Genomic DNA, 18,610 nt, shown 5'->3' on the forward strand with positions numbered 1-18,610 from the left:
CCCCCCAGGCCATGCGTTCGACAGGGGGAGAAAGTCATGCCAACTCCGGAGGCCGGGCGCCCCATTGCGGGGCCACGAAGAAGGTAATGGGGGGGCGCAAGGCGAGTCGGCCACTGGCTCCCATCAGCTCACGTCCGTCAGGCGGCAGCGCTTGCTGCGTGCCCGGCCGGGCGGTCGACAGATCAACGCCAGGACACTCACGGGTCAGTCACAAGCATGAGGTTGAGAATTCCCCACCTCCTAATCGGGGTGGGGGACAGACCTGCTCGCCCGAGAAGCGTCGGTCCACGCGGTCGACACGAAGTTCGACGGCAAGCGGATGGTCGTCGGGTGCACGAAGGAGCACCTGGCCGAGCTGGTCGAACAGTACAAGCACCGGTCACTTCGGAGCCCTTGTAGACCTCGGCTCGGACGGCGACTTGATCGGCTTGGACGGCGTCCAAGGTTTCGCTCCCGTCGTGTCGCCGGTCAACAAGGCCACCCGCGTTCGATTGCCAGTCGGCGCCGGTCTCTTCCTGCAGTTCCACTTCCCGCCGCGCGGGGACGGCCATCGGTGCCTGCCGGCCGGTGGCCAGCATGTGAGTTTCGTGTGAGTCAGAGGGCTCCTCGGTGTAGGTTGCCGAGTCTTCCCAGGTCACAGGCTTGGCATTCCCATGTGACGTTCATGTTCGCTCAGATCCGGTTCACGGCGGCGGCGGACAGTCAGTGGTGCACGCGACCTCGCGTGCACCACCGCCGGTCTGGAGTCTCGATGATCGAAGTACGTGGCCTGTCAAAACGCTATGGCGAGGTCCTGGCCGTGGACGATCTGACGTTCGCTGTCCGGCCCGGGGAAGTGACGGGGTTCCTGGGGCCCAATGGGGCCGGCAAGTCGACCACCCTGCGGATGATCGTGGGCCTGGATGCCGCCAGTTGTGGGACTGCGACTGTGGGCGGTCGGCCGTACGTCGCGCAGCCCACGCCGCTGAAGGAGGTCGGGGCGCTCCTGGATCCAGGCGCGGTGCTGCCCAGCCGCACCGCCTATCACCATCTGCTGGCGCTGGCGGCCGGCAATGGGATCCCCAGCAGCCGGGTCAAGGAGGTGCTGGCGGAAGTCGGCTTGGAGAACGTGAGCCGCCGGCGTGCGGGGACGTTCTCCCTCGGCATGCGTCAGCGGTTGGGGATCGCGGCGGCTCTGTTGGGTGATCCTCCGGTGCTGGTCTTCGACGAGCCGCTCAATGGGCTGGACCCGGAGGGCATCGTGTGGATCCGCTCGCTGATGCGGAGGATGGCGGCGCAAGGACGTGCGGTTTTGATGTCGAGCCATCTGATGAGCGAGATGGAGCTGACCGCCGACCACTTGATCGTCATCGGCAGGGGACGGTTGATCGCCGACACCTCGATGAAGGACTTCATCGAGGCTCACTCCGAGCGTGCGGTCTTTGTCCGCAGTCCCCAGGCCGAGGAACTGCGCGGCATGCTCAGCGCAGCCGTTGAGGTGCGGACCGAGAGCAGCGACGCTCTGCTGGTGACGGGCTTGGAGGCCGCCGAGATCGGCGCGCTGGCGTCGGCCAACGGAGTGGAGCTGCATGAGCTTGCTCCGCGCCAGGTGTCGCTGGAGCGGGCGTTCATGGAGCTGACCCGGGATGCGGTGGAATACCAGTCGGAGAAGGAGACGAGCCGTTGATTCGTGCGACCACGCAAACCGTTGCCCGGGCGACGAAAGCCCGCCGACGCACGCTCCTGCTCCGTCTTCAGCCGCCACCGCGTCGTGCGGGGGATGGGAGGGCGACCTTCTGGCACTGCCTGCACGCCGAGTGGATCAAGATTCGTACGATGCGGTCGACGTGGTACGTGATCCTGGGCACCCTGGCGTTCTGCCTCGGGCTCGCCGCGCTGAACGGCTCGTCCGCCGGCAGCGAGTTCGCGGACCTGAGCCCCGCGGACCAGGCATCGTTCGACCCGCTGGCCACCAGTCTGCGCGGCTACCTGCTCGCGCAGATCGCGCTCGGTCTGCTGGGTGGTCTGGTCATCACTTCTGAGTACGGCGCGCGAACGATCGTCCCCACTCTGATCGGGGTTCCGCACCGGGTGCGGGTGCTGGCATCCAAGGCCGTGGTGCTGGTGGGCGTGGCGCTCCCGGCCGGGGTCGCGGTGTCGCTGGCCGGGTTTCTGGTCGGGCAGGCGTCGCTGTCCGGGGCGGGCGCTCCGCACCTGGCGCTCTCCGACGGCGTGGCGCTGCGCGGCATCTTTGGTGGCGGCTTGTACCTGGCACTGGCCGGGCTCTTCGGACTGGCTCTGGGCACGGTGATCCGCTCCACGACGGCAACGGTGACCACATTGTTCGGGGTGATGCTGATTGTTCAGGCATTCGCTCCGGCCCTGCCCGGAGGACTGGGCGACTGGGTGTCGAAGTACTGGCCGCCGATCGCGGGCGGACAGATCGTTACCAGCTATCAGGACCCCGACTTGCTGAGTCCCTGGGCAGGGGTGGGTGTCATGGTGGGGTCCGTGGCGGTTCTGATGGCGGCGGCATTCATTGTCTTCCGCAAGCGTGACGCGTAGCGGGGCGGGACAGTGAAGACAGAAGATCATCGGTCGGGGACAGGTGCCATGGCGACGACACAACGACTGCTGCTGGTCGAGGACGAGCCCACGCTGTGTGAGCTGCTGTCCGCGAGCTTGCGGTTGGCGGGCTTCGAGGTGATTGCGGCCCGGACGGGAGGCCAGGCCCTGGAAGCGGTCCGCGATGACCGACCCGACCTGATCGTCCTGGATGTGATGCTGCCCGACTTCGACGGCTTCGAGGTGGCACGTCGTCTGCGTGAGAAGTCCTCCGGTCTGGGAAGCGGACAGCCGCCGATCCTCTTTCTGACCGCCCGGGACGCGGCGGAGGACCGCATCAGTGGTCTGCGGGCAGGAGGGGACGACTACGTCACCAAGCCCTTCAACCTCGAGGAACTCATCCTGCGCATCCAGGCCGTGCTGCGCCGCACCAGCGGCCGTCGGCCCGATGGGCTCCTGGTGGTGGACGACCTGGAGCTCGATCCCGACAGCTACCAGGTGACCCGCAGCGGCCGGCCGGTGCAACTGTCTCCGACCGAGTTCAGTCTGCTGCGCGTGCTGATGGAAAACGCCGGCCAGGTCCTGTCCAGGCATCAGCTTCTGGACCAGGTCTGGCACTACGACTTCGACGGTGACGACTCCATCGTCGCGTCCTACATCAGCTACCTGCGCCGCAAGATCGACATCGTGGAGCCGAAGCTGATCCACACGGTGCGGGGGACCGGCTACGTTCTGCGCAGGTCCCGCGCATGAGTACCGCCTCCACGCGCGGGCCGATCAGCCGGATGTCGCTGCGCGGGCGGGTCGTGGCTATCACGCTGCTGCTGGTCGTCACCGCCCTGCTGGCCAGCAACGCCGTACTCGTCACCCTGCTGGAGCGGCAACTGGTGCACCAGCTGGACGACCGGCTGCGCGCCGCTGCCGCGACGGCGGCGCGGCTGTCGAACCTGGAAGTCGTGCCCGGTGAGACGGCACCGGAGCTGCGCGAGGCAGTGGAGCGCGACCTGACGGGTGACGTTTACGTCGTCTACCTCGATTCCCAGGGCCAACTGCGGCGTACGCTGCGTCCGGCTGCGCACAGCGCCCCACGTCTTCCCGTCCTTGACACAGCGGCCGTCGCCGTCCGCGCACAGCGTCCCTTCCAGGTGGCGTCCCAGGGCGACGGCGACGAGTGGCGGGTCATCGCTGCTCCTTTGGCCCCGGGTCAGGACGTGGACGCGGGCAAGGGCGGCAGCGTCGTGGTGGCGGGTTCTCTGGCTCCGGTCCATACGACGATCCGGCACCTGGGCGTGTGGATGCTGGTGATCGATGCGGCGGTGCTCATCGGGTTGGGCGTCGTCGCCTGGTTCGCGGTGCGGGCCGGTTTGCGGCCGCTGCGGCGCATCGAGAGAACGGCAGCTGCCATCGCGGGCGGGGACCTGTCCAGCCGGGTGCCGCAGCCGGCCAGCATGCGCACAGAACTGGGCCGGCTGTCCGCCGCCCTCAACGGCATGCTGGACCGCATCGAAGCCGGTGACACCGCCCGCGCGGCCACCAACGCGCGCATGCGTACCTTCATCGCGGACGCCAGCCACGAACTGCGTACCCCGCTGTTCGGGATCAAGGGCTTCACCGAGCTGTACCGGATGGGCGGCATGCCCCAGCGCGCGGACGTCGATGCCGCCATGAGCCGTATCGAACGTGAAGCGGCCCGCCTGGTCCGCATCGTCGAGGAACTGCTGCTGCTCGCCCGGCTCGACGAAGACGCCACCGCTGATGCCCACCTGCCCCTTCGCCTGACTCCCATGGACCTGCGCACCCTGGCCGCCGACGCCCTGCACGACCTGCGGGCCATGGCACCCGACCGTCCCGTCACCCTGACCGGCCCGGACGGCGGCCCGCCCGGTGGCGCCCCCGTTCTGGGCGACGAGTCACGCCTGCGACAGGTCACCTCCAACCTCGTCGGCAACGCCATCGCCCACACCCCGCCCGGCACGGCGGTACGCATCGGCGTCGGCACGCTGGAGGACCAGGCCGTCCTCGAACTCAGCGATGAGGGACCAGGGATGACAGCCGAACAGGTCACTCACGTCTTCGACCGCTTCTACCGTGCCGACACCGCCCGCGGCCGCACACAGACCGGCGGTGCCGGACTCGGCCTGTCCATCGTCCGCTCCTTGGTGACCGCTCACCAAGGCCGTGTCGAGGTGTGCTCTGAGCCGGGGGAGGGCACCACGTTCCGCGTCCTGCTGCCATTGCATCCCGACAACTCCGTCGGCGATTCATGAGGATCGCCCGACCTCTTCGGCCTGCTGACGCGGACAGCGAGCAGTAAGCGACACACCGCTTGTCTCAACAGAACCGATGGCGTGCTCCGCCCAGGCGTGCCGCCGTCCTGCTTGCGCGGACTCCTGCCGTTCACGGCCGGAGGACTACCAGCGGGAGATGACATGCCCGTCGAGCCCTACTTGTTTTTGAGTACAGGGGATTGTCGCTACGGCCGACGACGCGAATGAGGCCGGCCCGGCAGGGTGAATGGCGTTCCCGATATCCAGATATGGAGATGTCTTTCATGGCGACTTTCTTGCATCGGGTGGGCCGCTGGGCCTTCCGAAGGCGTCGCACTGTGGTGCTGGTCTGGGTGGCCGTACTGGCTGCTGTATTCCTCGGCGCCTCCAGCGCGTCCGAGGCGCCGGAGGACTCCTCCTCCCTGCCCGGCATCGAGTCGCAGCAGGCATTCGACCTGATCAATGAGAGGTTCCCGGGAGCCGAAGCGGACGGTGCGCAGGCCCGCATCGTGTTCGTCGCGGAACACGGCCAGCAAGTCACCTCCGCCGCCGGCCGGTCCGCCATCGACGGATTGGTCGAGGCGGTGGCCGACGGGCCACAGGTCGCCGACGCGGCCAGCCCCTTCGAGGCGAACGCGGTCAGCAAGGACAAGTCGACCGCCTACGCCACCGTCACCTACAAGGTCGCCAGCGACGATCTCACCGATGCCAGCAAGACGGACCTGACCAGGGCGGTCGAGCAGGCCCGGGACGTGGGCCTGACCGTCGAGGTCGGCGGCTCCGCGCTGGAGACCGAAGCCGCGCAGGGCGTGGGTGAGGTGCTCGGCGTGCTCGTCGCCGCGGTGGTTCTGCTGATCACCTTCGGCTCGCTCGCCGCGGCCGGCCTCCCCCTGCTCACCGCAATCCTCGGCGTCAGCATCAGCCTGGCCGCAATCACCGCCCTGAGCAGTGCCTTCGGGTTCTCCTCGACGGTCGGTGAACTGGCGATGATGCTCGGCCTCGCCGTCGGCATCGACTACTCCCTGTTCGTGGTCTCGCGCTACCGGGAGGAGCGGGCCAAGGGACACCAGCCGCAGGAGGCGGCGGCCTTGGCCGTGGGCACGGCCGGAAGCGCGGTCGTCTTCGCCGGCCTCACCGTCGTCATCGCTTTGCTGGGTCTCTCCGTCATCGGCGTCCCGATGCTCAGCAAGATGGGTATCGGCTCGGCAGGCGCCGTCGTGGTCGGCGTTCTGATCGCCCTGACCGCAGTGCCGGCACTGCTGGGATTCTGGCCCGATGCGGTGCTCTCGCGCCGTGACCGCAAGGGCGGACGACGCACCCGCGCCAAGATCCTCAGCCTCGTCGGCAGGACCAAGACGGCCGGCACCACCCCGAAGGCCCCCCGGGGTGTTCGCTGGGCACAGTTCGTGGTGCGCCGCCCGCTGCCGGTTCTGCTCCTGTCGGTGATCGGCCTCGGGGCGCTCGCGGTGCCGTCGCTGGACCTGCGGATGGGTATGCCTGGCGATGAGGCCAAGTCGACCGCGACCACCGAGCGCCGCGCCTACGACGCGCTCGCCGAGGGCTTCGGCCCGGGCTTCAACGGTCCGCTGACCGTGGTCGTCGACGTCAAGAAGGCCAAGGATCCGCAGGCGGCCGTACACGCGGTCTCCGACAAGCTCGCCGAGACCAAGGGAGTCGTCTCCGTCTCCCCGGCACGGTTCAACGAGGCCAAAGACACAGCGGTGATCGCCGCCGTCCCCTCGACCGCACCCACCAGCCGGCAGACGCAGGACCTGGTGCACACCATCCGCAGCGAGCGCGCTGCGGTGGAGTCCGCCGTCGGCGCCGAATTCAAGGTCACCGGCACCACCGCCCTGAACATCGACGTGGGCCAGAAGATGCAGGACGCTCTCATTCCCTACCTCGCGGTCGTCGTCGGTCTCGCCTTCTTCCTCCTGGCCCTGGTCTTTCGTTCGCTCCTGGTGCCGCTGAAGGCCGCGCTCGGCTTCCTGTTGTCCGTGGGTGCGGCTCTCGGTGCGATCGTCACGGTCTTTCAGCAAGGCCACGGAGCTGGTCTCTTCGGCGTCGACGAAACCGGCCCGATCATGAGCACCATGCCCATCTTCCTGGTGGGTATCGTCTTCGGCCTCGCCATGGACTATCAGGTCTTCCTCGTCTCCCGGATCCGCGAGGCGCACATCCACGGAGAAGGGCCCGGCCAGGCCATCGTCACCGGATTCCGGCACAGCGCCCAGGTCGTAGGGGCAGCGGCGCTGATCATGATGGCGGTGTTCGGCGGGTTCATGACGGGCGGCGAATCCCTGGTGAAGATGGTCGGCTTCGGGCTGGCCAGTGCCGTCTTCTTCGACGCCTTCGTCGTCCGTATGGCCTTCGTGCCCGCGGTCCTGGCGCTCCTCGGCAAGCGGGCATGGTGGCTGCCGCGCTGGCTCGACCGGATGATGCCGCGCGTCGACGTCGAGGGCGAAGCACTCACCCAGCAGGTCTCCGCGCCGAATGATCGGCCCGCCGACGATCCGCGGGCCTCCGTGACTGTCTGACGCACGTGCGACCGGGCCGCTCCACCCCAGTTCCAGAGCGGCCCGGTCTGACCCTCGCTCTGTCCACTTCTTCAGCCCTCGGTCACGGCACTGCGGAGAAACCATGGTCACCCGCCTGCGACGTCGCGTCGATCAGCACCCGCGCCTGGTCGAAGCGGCTTTCCTCCTGTTGATCTATGCGGCCACCAGCAACCAGTACCGCCGGGCCGGCGACGACACCCTGTGGTGGCCGGGCTTCGCCCTCGCGGCAGTCACCTGTACGAGCCTGCCGGCGCGCCGCCGGCGCCCCGGCGCCGTTGTCGTCCTCACCACTCTCGGCACCGCCGTCGCAGGTGCCCAGGGCAGCACCTTCGGGCCCCTCCTGCTGCTCCCCGTCATCGTCGCCCTCTACGAACTGACTCTCCAGGTCTCTCAGCAAGCCATCCGTGCCTACGGTCTCCTGGTTGCTGTCATCCTCGTGCCCACTGCCCTGCGCTGGGACGCCGAGGACGAGCCCTGGGCGAACGAAGCGGTGAGCCTGGCCTTCTGGATCCTGCTGCCCATCCTGCATGGATTGGCCGTGCGAGCGCGCCGCGCGTACATGGACACCGTCCGCATCCGCGCTGAGGACGCCGAACGCACCCGCCATGAGGAAGCACAACGTCGCGTCACCGAAGAACGCGTCCGCATCGCCCGGGAACTGCACGATGTCGTGGCCCACCACATGGCCCTGGCCAACGCCCAGGCCGGCACAGCCGCCCACCTGTTCCCCACTCATCCCGCGCAGACCGGCCGCATCCTCACCGAACTCACCGGCACGACCACGGCAGCGCTGCGCGAACTCGAGGCAACCGTGGGCCTGTTGCGCCAGCCTGAGACCGCCGAGGAATCGCTGAACCCCGCACCTGGACTTGACCGGCTCCCTGACCTGGTCGCCGCCTTCGCCGCCGCTGCACTGCACATCACGATCGCTGTCGAAGGCCCCGTGAAGGCCCTGTCGGCCGGGGTGGACCTGACCGCCTTCCGGATAGTGCAGGAAGCGCTCACCAACGTTGCCAAACACGCCGCGGTGAACACGGCACATGTCCACCTCGTCTACGGCCAGGAACAGTTGACGATCACTGTGAGCAATGACAGAAGTCCGATCACGCCCCCGCGGGCACCCGGCGGAGGCTTCGGTCTCATCAGCATGCGAGAACGCGCTCAGTCCGCCGGGGGCACCTTTCGCGCGGGGCACTGCCCGGATGGCGGCTTCACCGTCACGGCCGAACTTCCCATCAGCGCCAGACCAGAAAGTGAGTTCCATGACGATCCGCGTACTGATCGCCGACGACCAGGCCCTGCTGCGAGCGACCTTCCGGGTGTTGATCGACTCCTGTGACGACATGGAGGTCGTCGCCGAGGCCGCCGACGGACAGCAGGCCATCACGCTGGCCGGCCGCCACCGCCCGGACGTCGTTCTGATGGACATCCGCATGCCCGGCACCGACGGACTGGCCGCGACCGCCGCCATCTGCGACCAGAGCGAGCTGCAGGACACACGCGTCCTCATCCTCACCACGTTCCAGACCGACGAGCACGTGGCCCAGGCCCTGCACCTGGGTGCGAGCGGCTTCCTCGGCAAGAGCACCACCGCCGATGCCTTCCTCGACGGCATCCGCACGGTCGCCTCCGGTGACGCCTTGCTGTCACCCGCAGCCACCCGCTCACTGATCACCCGCTTCCTCGCCCTGTCCGTGCCCAGCTCCGGCGCCCCTGCCTCCGAGCGATTCAGCAGCCTTACTCCGCGAGAGCTCGAGGTGCTGGCCGTGGTCGCGGAGGGCAAATCCAACGACGAGATCGCCGACGCACTCTTCCTCAGCCCGCTGACCGTCCGCACCCACGTCCAGCGGGCCAAAACGAAGACGGGCGCCCGCGATCGGGCACAGCTCGTCGCCTTCGCCTACCAGTCCGGTCTGATGCAACAGGCGCGGTGAGACCGGCGGTTGCGGTGCGTGGTCGGCAGGTCCCTAATCCCTCAGCCTGGGCCAGCTAGTCCCTGAGAGGGTGCTGCGACTGAAGACCGGATAGTTCATGGGCTGTGCCAGGTTATGGGTGTTTCGCCGGTTGCTCGTTTCGCGAGGCTTGAGATCATCGCGAGGCGGATCATGCTCTCGGAGTGGGTGGGTTTGATCTCGTAGTCGCGGGCGGGGCGGCGGTGCATCATGATCCATCCAAAGCTTCGCTTGTAGCCGGTGTCGACCCGCGCCTTGGTGGTCGTGGGGTGGTCGGCGGCGACGCGGGTGAGGAGCTGCTTGCCGGCCTCGTTGTCGGAGACGCTGGTGGCGGTCACCATGACCAGCAGTAACAGGCCGAGAGTGTCGACGACGATGCTGCATGTGCGCCCCACGATCTTGTTGCCGACGTCAGTTCCCTGGGTGTCGGTGGGCACGCTGGGGGCGGCGGCCTTGACGCTCTGGGCATCAAGGACGCAGGCGGTGGGCTCAGCGGTACGACCTTCCCGCTCACGGACCATCCGGTGCAGATGGAGGCCGAGTTCCTCGATGGTGCCGTCGGAGATCCAGTCGCTGGAATACCCGAACACGGTGGTGTGCGGCGGGAAGTCGTGCGGCACGTAGCGCCACGGGACGCCGGTACGGTTGAGGAAGAGGATCGCGTTCATCACTTCGCGCTCCATCAAGGCTCAGCGGGCGTCAGACAGATCAATCAGGTACGGCTCGCGCTGCTGCGAAGCGGCCATGGGGACACTCATGCACGAGGCTCCTGATCGGGCATATCGCTCGATCGGGCGAGGCGAAAGCTAGTCTCAGGTGCGTATTCGAACCGGACAGGAGCTATCGGTAGCAACCGGGGTGAAACGCAAGATCAGGCGCGTTGCGACCGCAGAGACATACCGCCTACTCTTCCTGTACACCCCGATTCCAGGCACGCGCCAACTACCGCAAACCGACGCATAAATGCACGAACGTCCTCTGAGAGGGCGGTTCGTGAGGTGTTATCCGTTTGCGGGTCAGGTAGGGGGCCGATCTTGCTCACGGTCAGGGACCGATTCGGTGAACTGTCCGTTCGTGCAGGGATGTTGTCTGTCTCTGCGGGCTCCCAGCCGAGGCGGGACGGCGTCCTACAATCGGCTCATGGAGTGGAGATGACCTTCATCATCGACACCGATGCCGTTTCGCCCGGCGATCGTGCCGAGGCGATCCGCGAGGTGATCTGGGATTCGGTCGTGCGTGTGGAGATCGAGCATCAGCCTGATCCGACCCGCATCATGGCCACGGGCCGGATCAGCGATGTGGCGGGGATCAATATCTGCACCGTGCGGTCGAACGCCACGACGATCCGGCGGACACGGACGCTGGTCAATGACGATCTCGAACCGTCAGTGTTCGTGAGCCTCCAGCGATCGGGCACGAGCGGGGTTGTCCAGGACGGCCGGGAGGCGGTTCTTCAACCGGGTGACTTCGCGGTCTACGCCACCGAGCGGCCGTACATGCTGGCCAACGACCACGGGATCGACCTGCATTACTTCCGGATCACTCAGCGCGATCTCGGGTTGCGGCCGGACGCCCTCGTGGCAGTCACCGCGATCCGGCTCGGCTCCGGAGATCCGATCGCCGAACTGGCGTCCGGGCATCTGCGCAGGCTCGGCGAGGCTCAGGGACGGTTCACTGCCCGGCAGGCTCAGCTGCTCGCCCCGCCGACTCTCGACCTGTTGCGCGCTGCGCTCACCAGTCGGTTACGCGATGACCGTGCTTCAGCCGAGGCCCTGGACGCCGCCCTGGAAAGCCGGATCTTCGACTTCGTCCGCGCTCACCTCACTGATGCCGGTCTCACCCCGACTCGGATTGCGCGCGCCCACGGGATCTCGCTCCGCCGTCTCTACACCGTCATGTCGGACGCAGGTGTCAGTCTCGCGCCCTGGATTCGTGACCAGCGTCTCGCGCATGCTCGGCGCCTTCTTGTCTCCTCCAGCGTCGGCCATCTCACCATCGAGGCTGTCGCGCGCCGGTCCGGCTTCGTCAGCGCCGCTCATTTCAGCCGCGTCTTCAAGGCGGCCTATGGCCTTTCACCCCGCGACTGGCGCGATTGCCGGCGCACTGGCAGCTGATTCCTCAGCCACCAGAGCCCGGTGGTCAAGGAGAAACGCTGGTTGACTTCCTCTCCCGCTTAAAGGCGGGGGATTCCAGCGGTCGCCCACTGGGGTTCCTGCTTCGGCGACGACCGCCCCGTCCGGGAGGTTTCCCGTTGAGGTCTTACATCGTCTCCACAGGCAGACGCCGCCAGCCCGGCGGCCAGGATGTTGCGTGCCGCGTTCACGTCGCGGTCATGCATGGTGCCGCAGGCGCACGTCCATTCGCGGACGTTCAGCGGCAGTTTCCCGTGGGCCGTCCCACAGTTCCCGCACAGTTTGCTGCTGAGGAAGAAGCGGTCGAGCACCACGAGTTCACGCCCGTACCAGGTGCCCTTGTACTCCAGCATGGAGCGCAGTTGCGTCCACGACGCATCACTGATGGCGCGTGCGAGGGTGCCGTTCTTCAGCGGGTTGCGGACGCTCAGGTCCTCGATCACGACCGTTTGTTCTCACGGACGAGTCGAGTCGACAGCTTGTGCAGGACGTCCCGGCGCCGGTCGGCGATCCGCGCATGCACCCGGGCGACCTTGCGGCGAGCTTCCTCCCGGTTGTTGGAGCCCTTCGCCTTGCGCGACAGCTCACGCTGCGCCTTGACGAGACGGGCGCGGTCACGGCGCTCGTGCCGGGGTTGGCGACCTTTTCCCCGGTGGACAGAGTCACCAGGGAGGTGATCCCGGCGTCCAGGCCCACCGCGTTCGTGGTAGTCGGGGCCGGGGCGATGGTGTCCTCGCACAGCACGGACACGAACCAGCGGCCCGCCGCGTCCCGGGACACCGTCACCTTGGTCGGCTCCGTCCCCTCGGGCAGCGGGCGCGATCAGCGGATGTCCAACGGCTCGGCCATCCGGCTCTTGTAGCGCGGATACTTCGCGCGCTGAGCGAAGAAGTTCCCGAACACTGTCTGCAGATGGCGCAGCGCCTGCTGCAACCGCACCGAGGACACCTCCGCCAGGAAGGCCAGTTCCCCGGTCTTCTTCCATGCCGTGAGCGCGGCGGAGGACTGCAGGTAGGAGATGCGGCGCTGCTCGCCGTACCAGGCCCGGGTGCGTTCCTCCAGCGCCTTGTTGTAGACGAGGCGGACACAGCCGAACGTGCGCGACAGCTCAGCCGCCTGCTCGCCGGTGGGGTAGAAGCGGTACTTGAACGCCCGCTTGACCTGCCGCGTCACGCCTCACACCGTATCAACTTCCGCGTGGCAAGCGGGTGTCGTCGGGTGGACGGCGCACGCCGGTCCGCCCTGGCGGCGAACCGGCTTCCCCTGCTCCGCAGGAGCTTCGTTTCCTCCCCGGCCTAAAGGCCCGGGTATCCACGAAGGGCAGACCCAATGAACCGCAGGGCGGTGTCGGCGACTTCCCGCCAGCCGCTGTCGATGGTCAGGGCGTGGCCACGTCCGGGGATCTCGACGATCTCGGTGACGGCCTCGTTGCGGGCCTGCTTCTTGTAGGCGGCGTTGGTGAGGGCCCACGGGACGGTGTGGTCCTTCTCGCCGGAGATCAGCAGCAGCGGCCCGCGGTCGGGGTTGCCGGTGTCGACCTTGGTCTCCGACCACGGGTTGAAGTTGGCCACCGCGGCCTGGAAGAGGGGCTCGCCCGGGGCGGGGACGGCGAAGGTCTCGTACAGCTCGCGAGCCTCGGCCTCGCCGACGGCGTTGGCGAAGGCGTACCGGAACTGCTCGTAGGTGAGGGGGACGGCCCGGTGGTAATTGGCGGGGTTGCCCAGGACCGGCGCCGCCGACCGCAGCGAGGAGATTGGCAGCGGCAGCACGCCCTGGAACGGGGCGGGATCGATCGCGACCGAGACCGCCGACAGCCCTCGTCCAGCGAGGATCTGGGTGATCAGGCCGCCGAAAGAGTGCCCGACGATCGCGGGCTTGCGCTCCAGCCGTCCGATCACCTCGGCGAAGTGGTCGGCGACTTCGGCGACCCCCTTGCGCGCGAAGGTCTCCGGATGGGCATGGGCATCCGTGACGGTCTCGGGGTCGTCAGGCCAGCCCGGCGCGATGGCCGCGAATCCGGCTTCCTCGAAAAGGGCGGCCCAACGGTCCCAGCTGGAGGGCAGCAGCCACAGACCGTGGATGAAGACCACGGGTGTCCTGCCTGAGGTGTTGGCTCGCTCGACGATGTTGAGCTCGTGTTCTGTTGGCATGGTGTCGGCTCTCCTTACTTGGTCTGGAGCACGTCTGACAGGAAGGCGACCGCTTGGGTGATCGCGGCTTGGGCGGCGTGGGTGTCGCGCAGTGCGTTGAGCATCACGAAGTCGTGGATGATGCCCTGGTAGCGGACGGCGGTGACGGGCACGCCGGCCGCGCGCAGTTTCGCCGCGTAGGCTTCGCCCTCATCGCGCAGTACGTCCGCTTCGGCGGTGATGACCAGCGCCCGGGGCAGCCCGGCGAGTTGCTCGAGGGTGGCCCTCAGCGGTGAGGCCGTGATCTCCGCGCGCTGCGCGGGGTCGGTGGTGTACTGGTCCCAGAACCACTGCATGGCGTCGAGACGCAGGAAGTAGCCTGTCGCGAACTCGTGGTAGGAGCCGGTGTCGAAGGACGCGTCGGTCACCGGGTAGAACAGCACCTGGCCCGCCAGGGCGATGTCGCCGTGCTCCTTGGCGGTGAGAGTCAGCGCGGCGGCCATGTTGCCACCGACGGAGTCGCCTGCGACGGCCATCCGGGAGGCATCCAAACCGTGCTCCGCGCCGTGCTTGACGACCCATCGGGCGGCTGTGTGGTTCTGGGTGATCGCCACCGGGTAGCGGACCTCGGGTGAAAGGTCGTAGTCGGAGAACACCACGGCCGCGCCCGTGCTCAGGGCGAGTTCGCGGACCAGCCGGTCATGGGTGTGGTTGTTGCCGAACACCCAGCCGGCGCCGTGAAGGTAGAGGATCACCGGAAGCGGTCCGGCTACCTGTTCGGGGCGGAAGATCGTGACCCCGGCCTCGGCAAGGGTCTCCTTGGTCGTGCCCGGAACGGTGACCTCGGAGCTCTGTACCTCATCGACCGTCCTACGACCCTGTTCAGGGCCGAGATCGAAAAGGAAGGGCGGGGAGGCGGTGGCCTCGGCGAACGTCTGCGCCGCAGGCTCCAGTACCGGTTTACTCATCCTCATCGGATCCTGCCTCGTTGCGGCTGCTCAACTGCTGAGCAGCACCTCCAGGAATGGTGGCAACGGCGACGCGGCCGTTGTTGACCTCCCGTGCAAGCCATTTGTCGATCTACGCGGCCGGGCCGGCTGTCTCGTAGGGGGCGATAAATGGGCTGATGAATGTTTTGTCGTCGACCTGCTGCGCTGGCATGTGCGCGAGAAAGCCCGGCGGAAGGCCGACCCGAGCCTGGTGGTGCTCGACACCCAGAGCATTGACGCGGCGCCGGGGTGCCCGCACAGTCGGCGGGACGTGATGCGGCAGAAGGGTATCGGGCCGCAAACGCGGCCTGGCCGTTGACGTGCTGGGCCTGGTGATCGCGGTGGTGGTGCTCGCCGCGTGCGCGTACGACAACGCCGCCGGCATCGCGCTGCTGGACAAGGTCGCAGCCGACACCGCCCTACCGGGATGGGGCCACAGCTCTCGATCCTTACCGTGCCGTGCCCCTGCCTCCGCCTGTGGGGTGAGCGTGCTGCTGCGCTCAGCCCGTCAACTTGCTCGACAAGGGCACGGCGCTGTTACGACAGCCGGTCGCGGAAGAACTGCCGCACCCACAGCTGGACCACGTCTGCTCGTTCGGGATTGTTTTCCAGGCCGCCACCTCAACCTGCGAAGTCCCCGGAGGGTGGTGCCGAGAGGCTATCGCTGTGCCGGCAGGCCGAGGAGTACGGGCCCGCCTCCGGCCGCCGTGTCAATGTGACTGGTCTTGGACTCAGCGTCGGTCAGGCTGATGCGGAGTGCTTCGATCTCGCCCAGCCAGCCCTCCTGCTCTGCCTCAGCAATGCGGTCAACGAGGTTGTCGCGGATCTCGACAGACGGCCGCGCTGGGCGGGATCGGGGCGAAGAAGGGAGCAGCGGAGGCCCCGTTGGCTGAACGGACCACATTGATTGTGCAGTTCAGAACGCTGGTGGGGTTGCCGCCCAGTACGGTTTGCGGTCGTGATGGACGATCGTGTGTCCGAGCGGGGTCTGTCGAGGTTGGCCGTTCTTCGGTGGGGCCGGGAGGGCTCAGTGCCTGGTTTCCGTTCTGGCAAAGAGTTCAGCGCACTCGCTGGCGAAGGAACAGAGCTGGGCCACGATCTGCTGGTACTCCTGCGGATCCCACACCGTATTCGGCGTGGCGTCGGCCCACTGCTGCCACAGGCCGCCGACGGCAAGGTATGGGGATGCTCGCTCGGTTCCACGGACGGCATCGAGGTGAAGCAGTGTGCTGAGAGCAAAGGTCCGGTCGTAGGCGAGCTCGGGTTGAGGCAGGTAGCGATCAAGGTATCTGCAGACCAGATCGGCGTCCGCGCTGGTGCCGAAGGTGGCAAGCGTGATGCAGTAGGACCCGCCGTAGGGGCCTCCGCTGGCCAGCAGGAGTTCGCCGATGCGGCTGCGGAACTCGGTCCTGCCGGCTACAGCAATCAGCCAGGAGGCAGTCCTGCACTCTCGCCAACCGCCTTCGAGAAGGATGCCGAGCTCAGCGGGAGTGATCTCCCCGGCAGCCTGGACCAGCTCGCTCACGAACAGGTCGCGCTCAGGCCCGCTCAACTGGAGCGACCTTCCACCCAGCCGCATGTACCGGCGGCCGGGCGTGACGAATCGTCGGACCAGGTCCATGAGTTCGGGGTCCGTGTTGGGATGGCGCATGGCTGCATCTTTGCCCGCCGAGGACCCAGCTGCCAGCGGTTTACCCAGAGCCCCGCGTAGCGATCGCCAGTTCAGAGAAGCAATAACTCCTGGACAGTCTGACCCGTCGTCGCGGACGGCTTCTCTGTCAAGTCCAGCTCGTTGAGCTAGCGTTCCGCCATCGCGCCTGCGCACGCTGCGCGACCCGGACGTGCCGGAGCTGAACGAAGACGACGACCATGGCCAGGAATGACCTTGGGCTGCTCCGGCGGAGCGGCGAACAAGATACAGATCACCGAGCGCGCAGGCCGGGCACCTCCTCCCGGCGCAGCAGCCGGGCTCTACAACGAAGGTAATGCGCGCCACCTGGCGACCAGCCGCGTCACCTGCGTCGGCCACCAGATGGGGATCGTCTCCAGCGAGACGGGCCGGGTGCGCCACTTCGCGGTCGAGGGGGGCTCCGGACACCACCACGTGCGCGGGAACGTTTAGCCAGGCGAGGGCGGCGCCGACGACACCGGTGTCCTTGTAGGGCCACCAGCCGCCGACCAGCGCGGTCTTCGCCCAGGCGGGATCGTGTCACCCCTGGTCCTTGGTTGGACCGTGGACAGCGCGGCGAGCGCCACGATGCCGGCCCTGTGTTCAGCTCGTCCCGCCGTTCGCCTCCGAGTTCGCCTTTGAGACGGCGTCGTCCACGGTGCGGTGCAGGCGGTGCGGTCCGATGTGGTCCGACAGGGCGTGCCGTGCCAGGTCCCGTTCGGCGCGTGCCCGTACATGAGCGAAGTACAGGGTGATGTCTTTCCTGGCCAGTTCCCCTCTCAGTTCGTCGAGGGTGTCGAGGACCGGGATGCCGAGCCGGTAGCTGCCGGTCAGATCCAGGACAACGGCACGTGAGGGTGGGGAGGTGTCCGCGGCCAGATCGCGGACGGCGAGGCGGACGCGGTTGACGTTGCCGAAGAACAGGCTGCCGTCGGGCCGAAGGGCGAGCACGCCGGGGGTGGTGACCGCGTCCGGGTGCAGTGCGGTGTCGGCGTACAGACGAGTGCCGGGCAGGCATCCGAGGACGGCGACATTGCGGCGGCTGGCGGCGGCGATGAAGAGAGCGAGGGAGAGCGTCACGGCCAGCAGCAGTCCGGGGAGCAGGTCGAAGAGGAGGACGCCGATCAGGGCGGTGAGTGCCACCCACAGGCTCTGCCGGTCCAGCGCGGCGTAGCGGCGCAGTTCGCCCACTCGCATGAAGCCGCGTACGGCCACGATCACGATGGCCCCCAGGACCGGTTCGGGCAGGTCGGTGAAGAGCGGGGTGAGAAAGGCTCCGGTCAGCAGGATCAGGCCTGCGGCGATCAGGGACACCATCGGAGTGCGGCCGCCCGCTCCGGTCGCCGCGGCGCTGCGCGAGGCGCTGCCTGAGACCACGAAACCCCGGACCAGGCCGACGGCGATGTTGCTGAGACCGACCGCGGCCATCTCCCGGTCAGCGTTGACCTCCTGGCCGTGTTCGCGCGCGAAGCGGTTGGCGATGCTGAACGCTTCGGCGAAGACCACCAGGGCGACGCCGAGGGCACCCGCCGACAGGGCGATCCAGTCCTCGGCCGCGACGCTTGGCAGGTGCGGTACGGGGACGGCTGCGGGAATCTCGCCGACGACGTCCACGCCGTGGTCCTTCAGGCCCAGCGGTGCGGAGAGAACCAGTGCGAGGGCGAGCACGATCAGCGCGGCGGGCAGGCGGGGCGTGAACCGTTCCAGCAGGAACAGCAGCGTCAGCGCGCAGGCTCCGACGGCGAGCGTGGCGAGGGACCAGTCGGGGGCCTGGCTCAGGAGGGTCCACAGACGCTCGAAGAAGTTGCCGTCGCCGCTGGAGACGCCGACGAGCTTGGCACCCTGCCTGACGACGATGGTCAGGGCCATCCCGAACAGGAAGCCCACCAGAGCGGGCTCGGCGAGGAAGTTGGTGAGGAACCCCAGGCGGGCAACGCCGGCGATCAGCAGAACCGCTCCGACGGTGACCGCGAGAGCGGCCGAAAGGCCGACGGCGTCCTGCGGATCCCCACTGATGGTGGAGACTGCCGCCGCCGACAGGACCGCCGCCGCCGACGTCGCCCCGACGATCAGGAAGTTGGACCGGCCGAACAACGCGTACACCAGCAAAGCCACGGGGGCCGCGTAGAAGGCGTTTTGCGGAGGCAGCCCGGCGATCTGCGCGTAGGCGACACTCTCGGGGACGATCAGCGCCCACGCCGTGAGTGCCCCCAGTACGTCGCCCCGCAGCAGGCCCGTGCGGTAGTGCCGCAGCCAGCCTGCCACCTGGCTGTTCGGGTGTTCCTGTCCGGCCCTCACCCGGATGGCCCCGGAGAGTACCTCGTGAGCCCCATGACCGGCTCCTTCCTGCGTCCGGTTCGGTGCCCGAGG

At 67.8% G+C, this 18,610-nt stretch carries 13 protein-coding genes and 2 pseudogenes; 9 read left to right on the top strand and 6 right to left on the bottom strand.

The annotated features are described in order from the left end of the window. The first annotated feature begins 751 nt into the window (after positions 1-751). The 7 genes from ACIOHP_RS45435 (at position 752) to ACIOHP_RS45465 (ending at position 9,303) form a co-directional block, all read left to right on the top strand. On the top strand, positions 752-1,666 hold the full coding sequence (locus ACIOHP_RS45435) for an ABC transporter ATP-binding protein (protein WP_401897031.1): 915 nt from the start codon (positions 752-754) through the stop codon (positions 1,664-1,666). Between the two features lie 149 nt (positions 1,667-1,815). Further along, a complete protein-coding gene (locus ACIOHP_RS45440; protein WP_401897033.1) occupies positions 1,816-2,544 on the top strand; it encodes an ABC transporter permease in 729 nt (242 codons plus the stop codon). A 48-nt stretch (positions 2,545-2,592) separates the two neighbouring features. Beyond that, on the top strand, positions 2,593-3,297 hold the full coding sequence (locus tag ACIOHP_RS45445; protein WP_401897035.1) for a response regulator transcription factor: 705 nt from the start codon (positions 2,593-2,595) through the stop codon (positions 3,295-3,297). Further along, the gene (locus ACIOHP_RS45450; RefSeq protein WP_401897037.1) at positions 3,294-4,811 is read left to right on the top strand and encodes an ATP-binding protein; all 1,518 of its coding nucleotides are present in this window, start codon (positions 3,294-3,296) and stop codon (positions 4,809-4,811) included. The genes ACIOHP_RS45445 and ACIOHP_RS45450 overlap by 4 nt, the downstream gene beginning before the upstream one ends. A 284-nt stretch (positions 4,812-5,095) precedes the next feature. Next, positions 5,096-7,348 carry an MMPL family transporter gene (locus ACIOHP_RS45455; protein WP_401897039.1) on the top strand — a complete coding sequence of 751 codons (2,253 nt, stop codon included), beginning with the start codon at positions 5,096-5,098 and terminating at the stop codon, positions 7,346-7,348. 103 nt (positions 7,349-7,451) lie between these two features. Beyond that, positions 7,452-8,708 (top strand): sensor histidine kinase, encoded by a 1,257-nt coding sequence (locus ACIOHP_RS45460; RefSeq protein WP_401897042.1) that lies wholly within the window; start codon positions 7,452-7,454, stop codon positions 8,706-8,708. Continuing rightward, positions 8,632-9,303 carry a response regulator gene (locus ACIOHP_RS45465; RefSeq protein ID WP_401897044.1) on the top strand — a complete coding sequence of 224 codons (672 nt, stop codon included), beginning with the start codon at positions 8,632-8,634 and terminating at the stop codon, positions 9,301-9,303. The genes ACIOHP_RS45460 and ACIOHP_RS45465 overlap by 77 nt, the downstream gene beginning before the upstream one ends. Before the next feature lie 95 nt (positions 9,304-9,398). Here ACIOHP_RS45465 and ACIOHP_RS45470 read toward each other — a convergent pair whose 3' ends face one another. Then, positions 9,399-10,004, bottom strand: coding sequence for a transposase (locus tag ACIOHP_RS45470; RefSeq protein WP_401897046.1), 606 nt, complete (start codon positions 10,002-10,004; stop codon positions 9,399-9,401). A gap of 468 nt (positions 10,005-10,472) precedes the next feature. On the opposite strand from ACIOHP_RS45470, the gene ACIOHP_RS45475 reads away from it, so the two are divergent. Continuing rightward, on the top strand, positions 10,473-11,435 hold the full coding sequence (locus tag ACIOHP_RS45475; protein ID WP_401897047.1) for a helix-turn-helix domain-containing protein: 963 nt from the start codon (positions 10,473-10,475) through the stop codon (positions 11,433-11,435). Positions 11,436-11,494: 59 nt separating this feature from the next. Here ACIOHP_RS45475 and ACIOHP_RS45480 read toward each other — a convergent pair. The 3 genes and pseudogenes from ACIOHP_RS45480 to ACIOHP_RS45490 form a co-directional block, all read right to left on the bottom strand. Next, a pseudogene (locus tag ACIOHP_RS45480) lies at positions 11,495-12,626 on the bottom strand (RNA-guided endonuclease InsQ/TnpB family protein). 122 nt (positions 12,627-12,748) lie between these two features. Continuing rightward, positions 12,749-13,603, bottom strand: coding sequence for an alpha/beta hydrolase (locus ACIOHP_RS45485; RefSeq protein ID WP_401897050.1), 855 nt, complete (start codon positions 13,601-13,603; stop codon positions 12,749-12,751). Positions 13,604-13,617: 14 nt separating this feature from the next. Next, positions 13,618-14,550, bottom strand: coding sequence for an alpha/beta hydrolase (locus ACIOHP_RS45490; protein WP_401897052.1), 933 nt, complete (start codon positions 14,548-14,550; stop codon positions 13,618-13,620). Between the two features lie 175 nt (positions 14,551-14,725). On the opposite strand from ACIOHP_RS45490, the pseudogene ACIOHP_RS45495 reads away from it, so the two are divergent. After that, positions 14,726-14,978 (top strand): annotated as a pseudogene (locus tag ACIOHP_RS45495) (IS5/IS1182 family transposase); the annotation flags it as partial. A gap of 620 nt (positions 14,979-15,598) precedes the next feature. Here ACIOHP_RS45495 and ACIOHP_RS45500 read toward each other — a convergent pair. Next, positions 15,599-16,222 carry a DUF6000 family protein gene (locus ACIOHP_RS45500; protein WP_401897054.1) on the bottom strand — a complete coding sequence of 208 codons (624 nt, stop codon included), beginning with the start codon at positions 16,220-16,222 and terminating at the stop codon, positions 15,599-15,601. A 621-nt stretch (positions 16,223-16,843) separates the two neighbouring features. Beyond that, positions 16,844-18,538 (bottom strand): SulP family inorganic anion transporter, encoded by a 1,695-nt coding sequence (locus ACIOHP_RS45505; RefSeq protein WP_401897056.1) that lies wholly within the window; start codon positions 18,536-18,538, stop codon positions 16,844-16,846. Between the last annotated feature and the right edge of the window lie 72 nt (positions 18,539-18,610).

The sequence above is a fragment of the Streptomyces sp. NPDC087859 genome (assembly GCF_044742595.1).
Classification (GTDB): domain Bacteria; phylum Actinomycetota; class Actinomycetes; order Streptomycetales; family Streptomycetaceae; genus Streptomyces; species Streptomyces canus_F.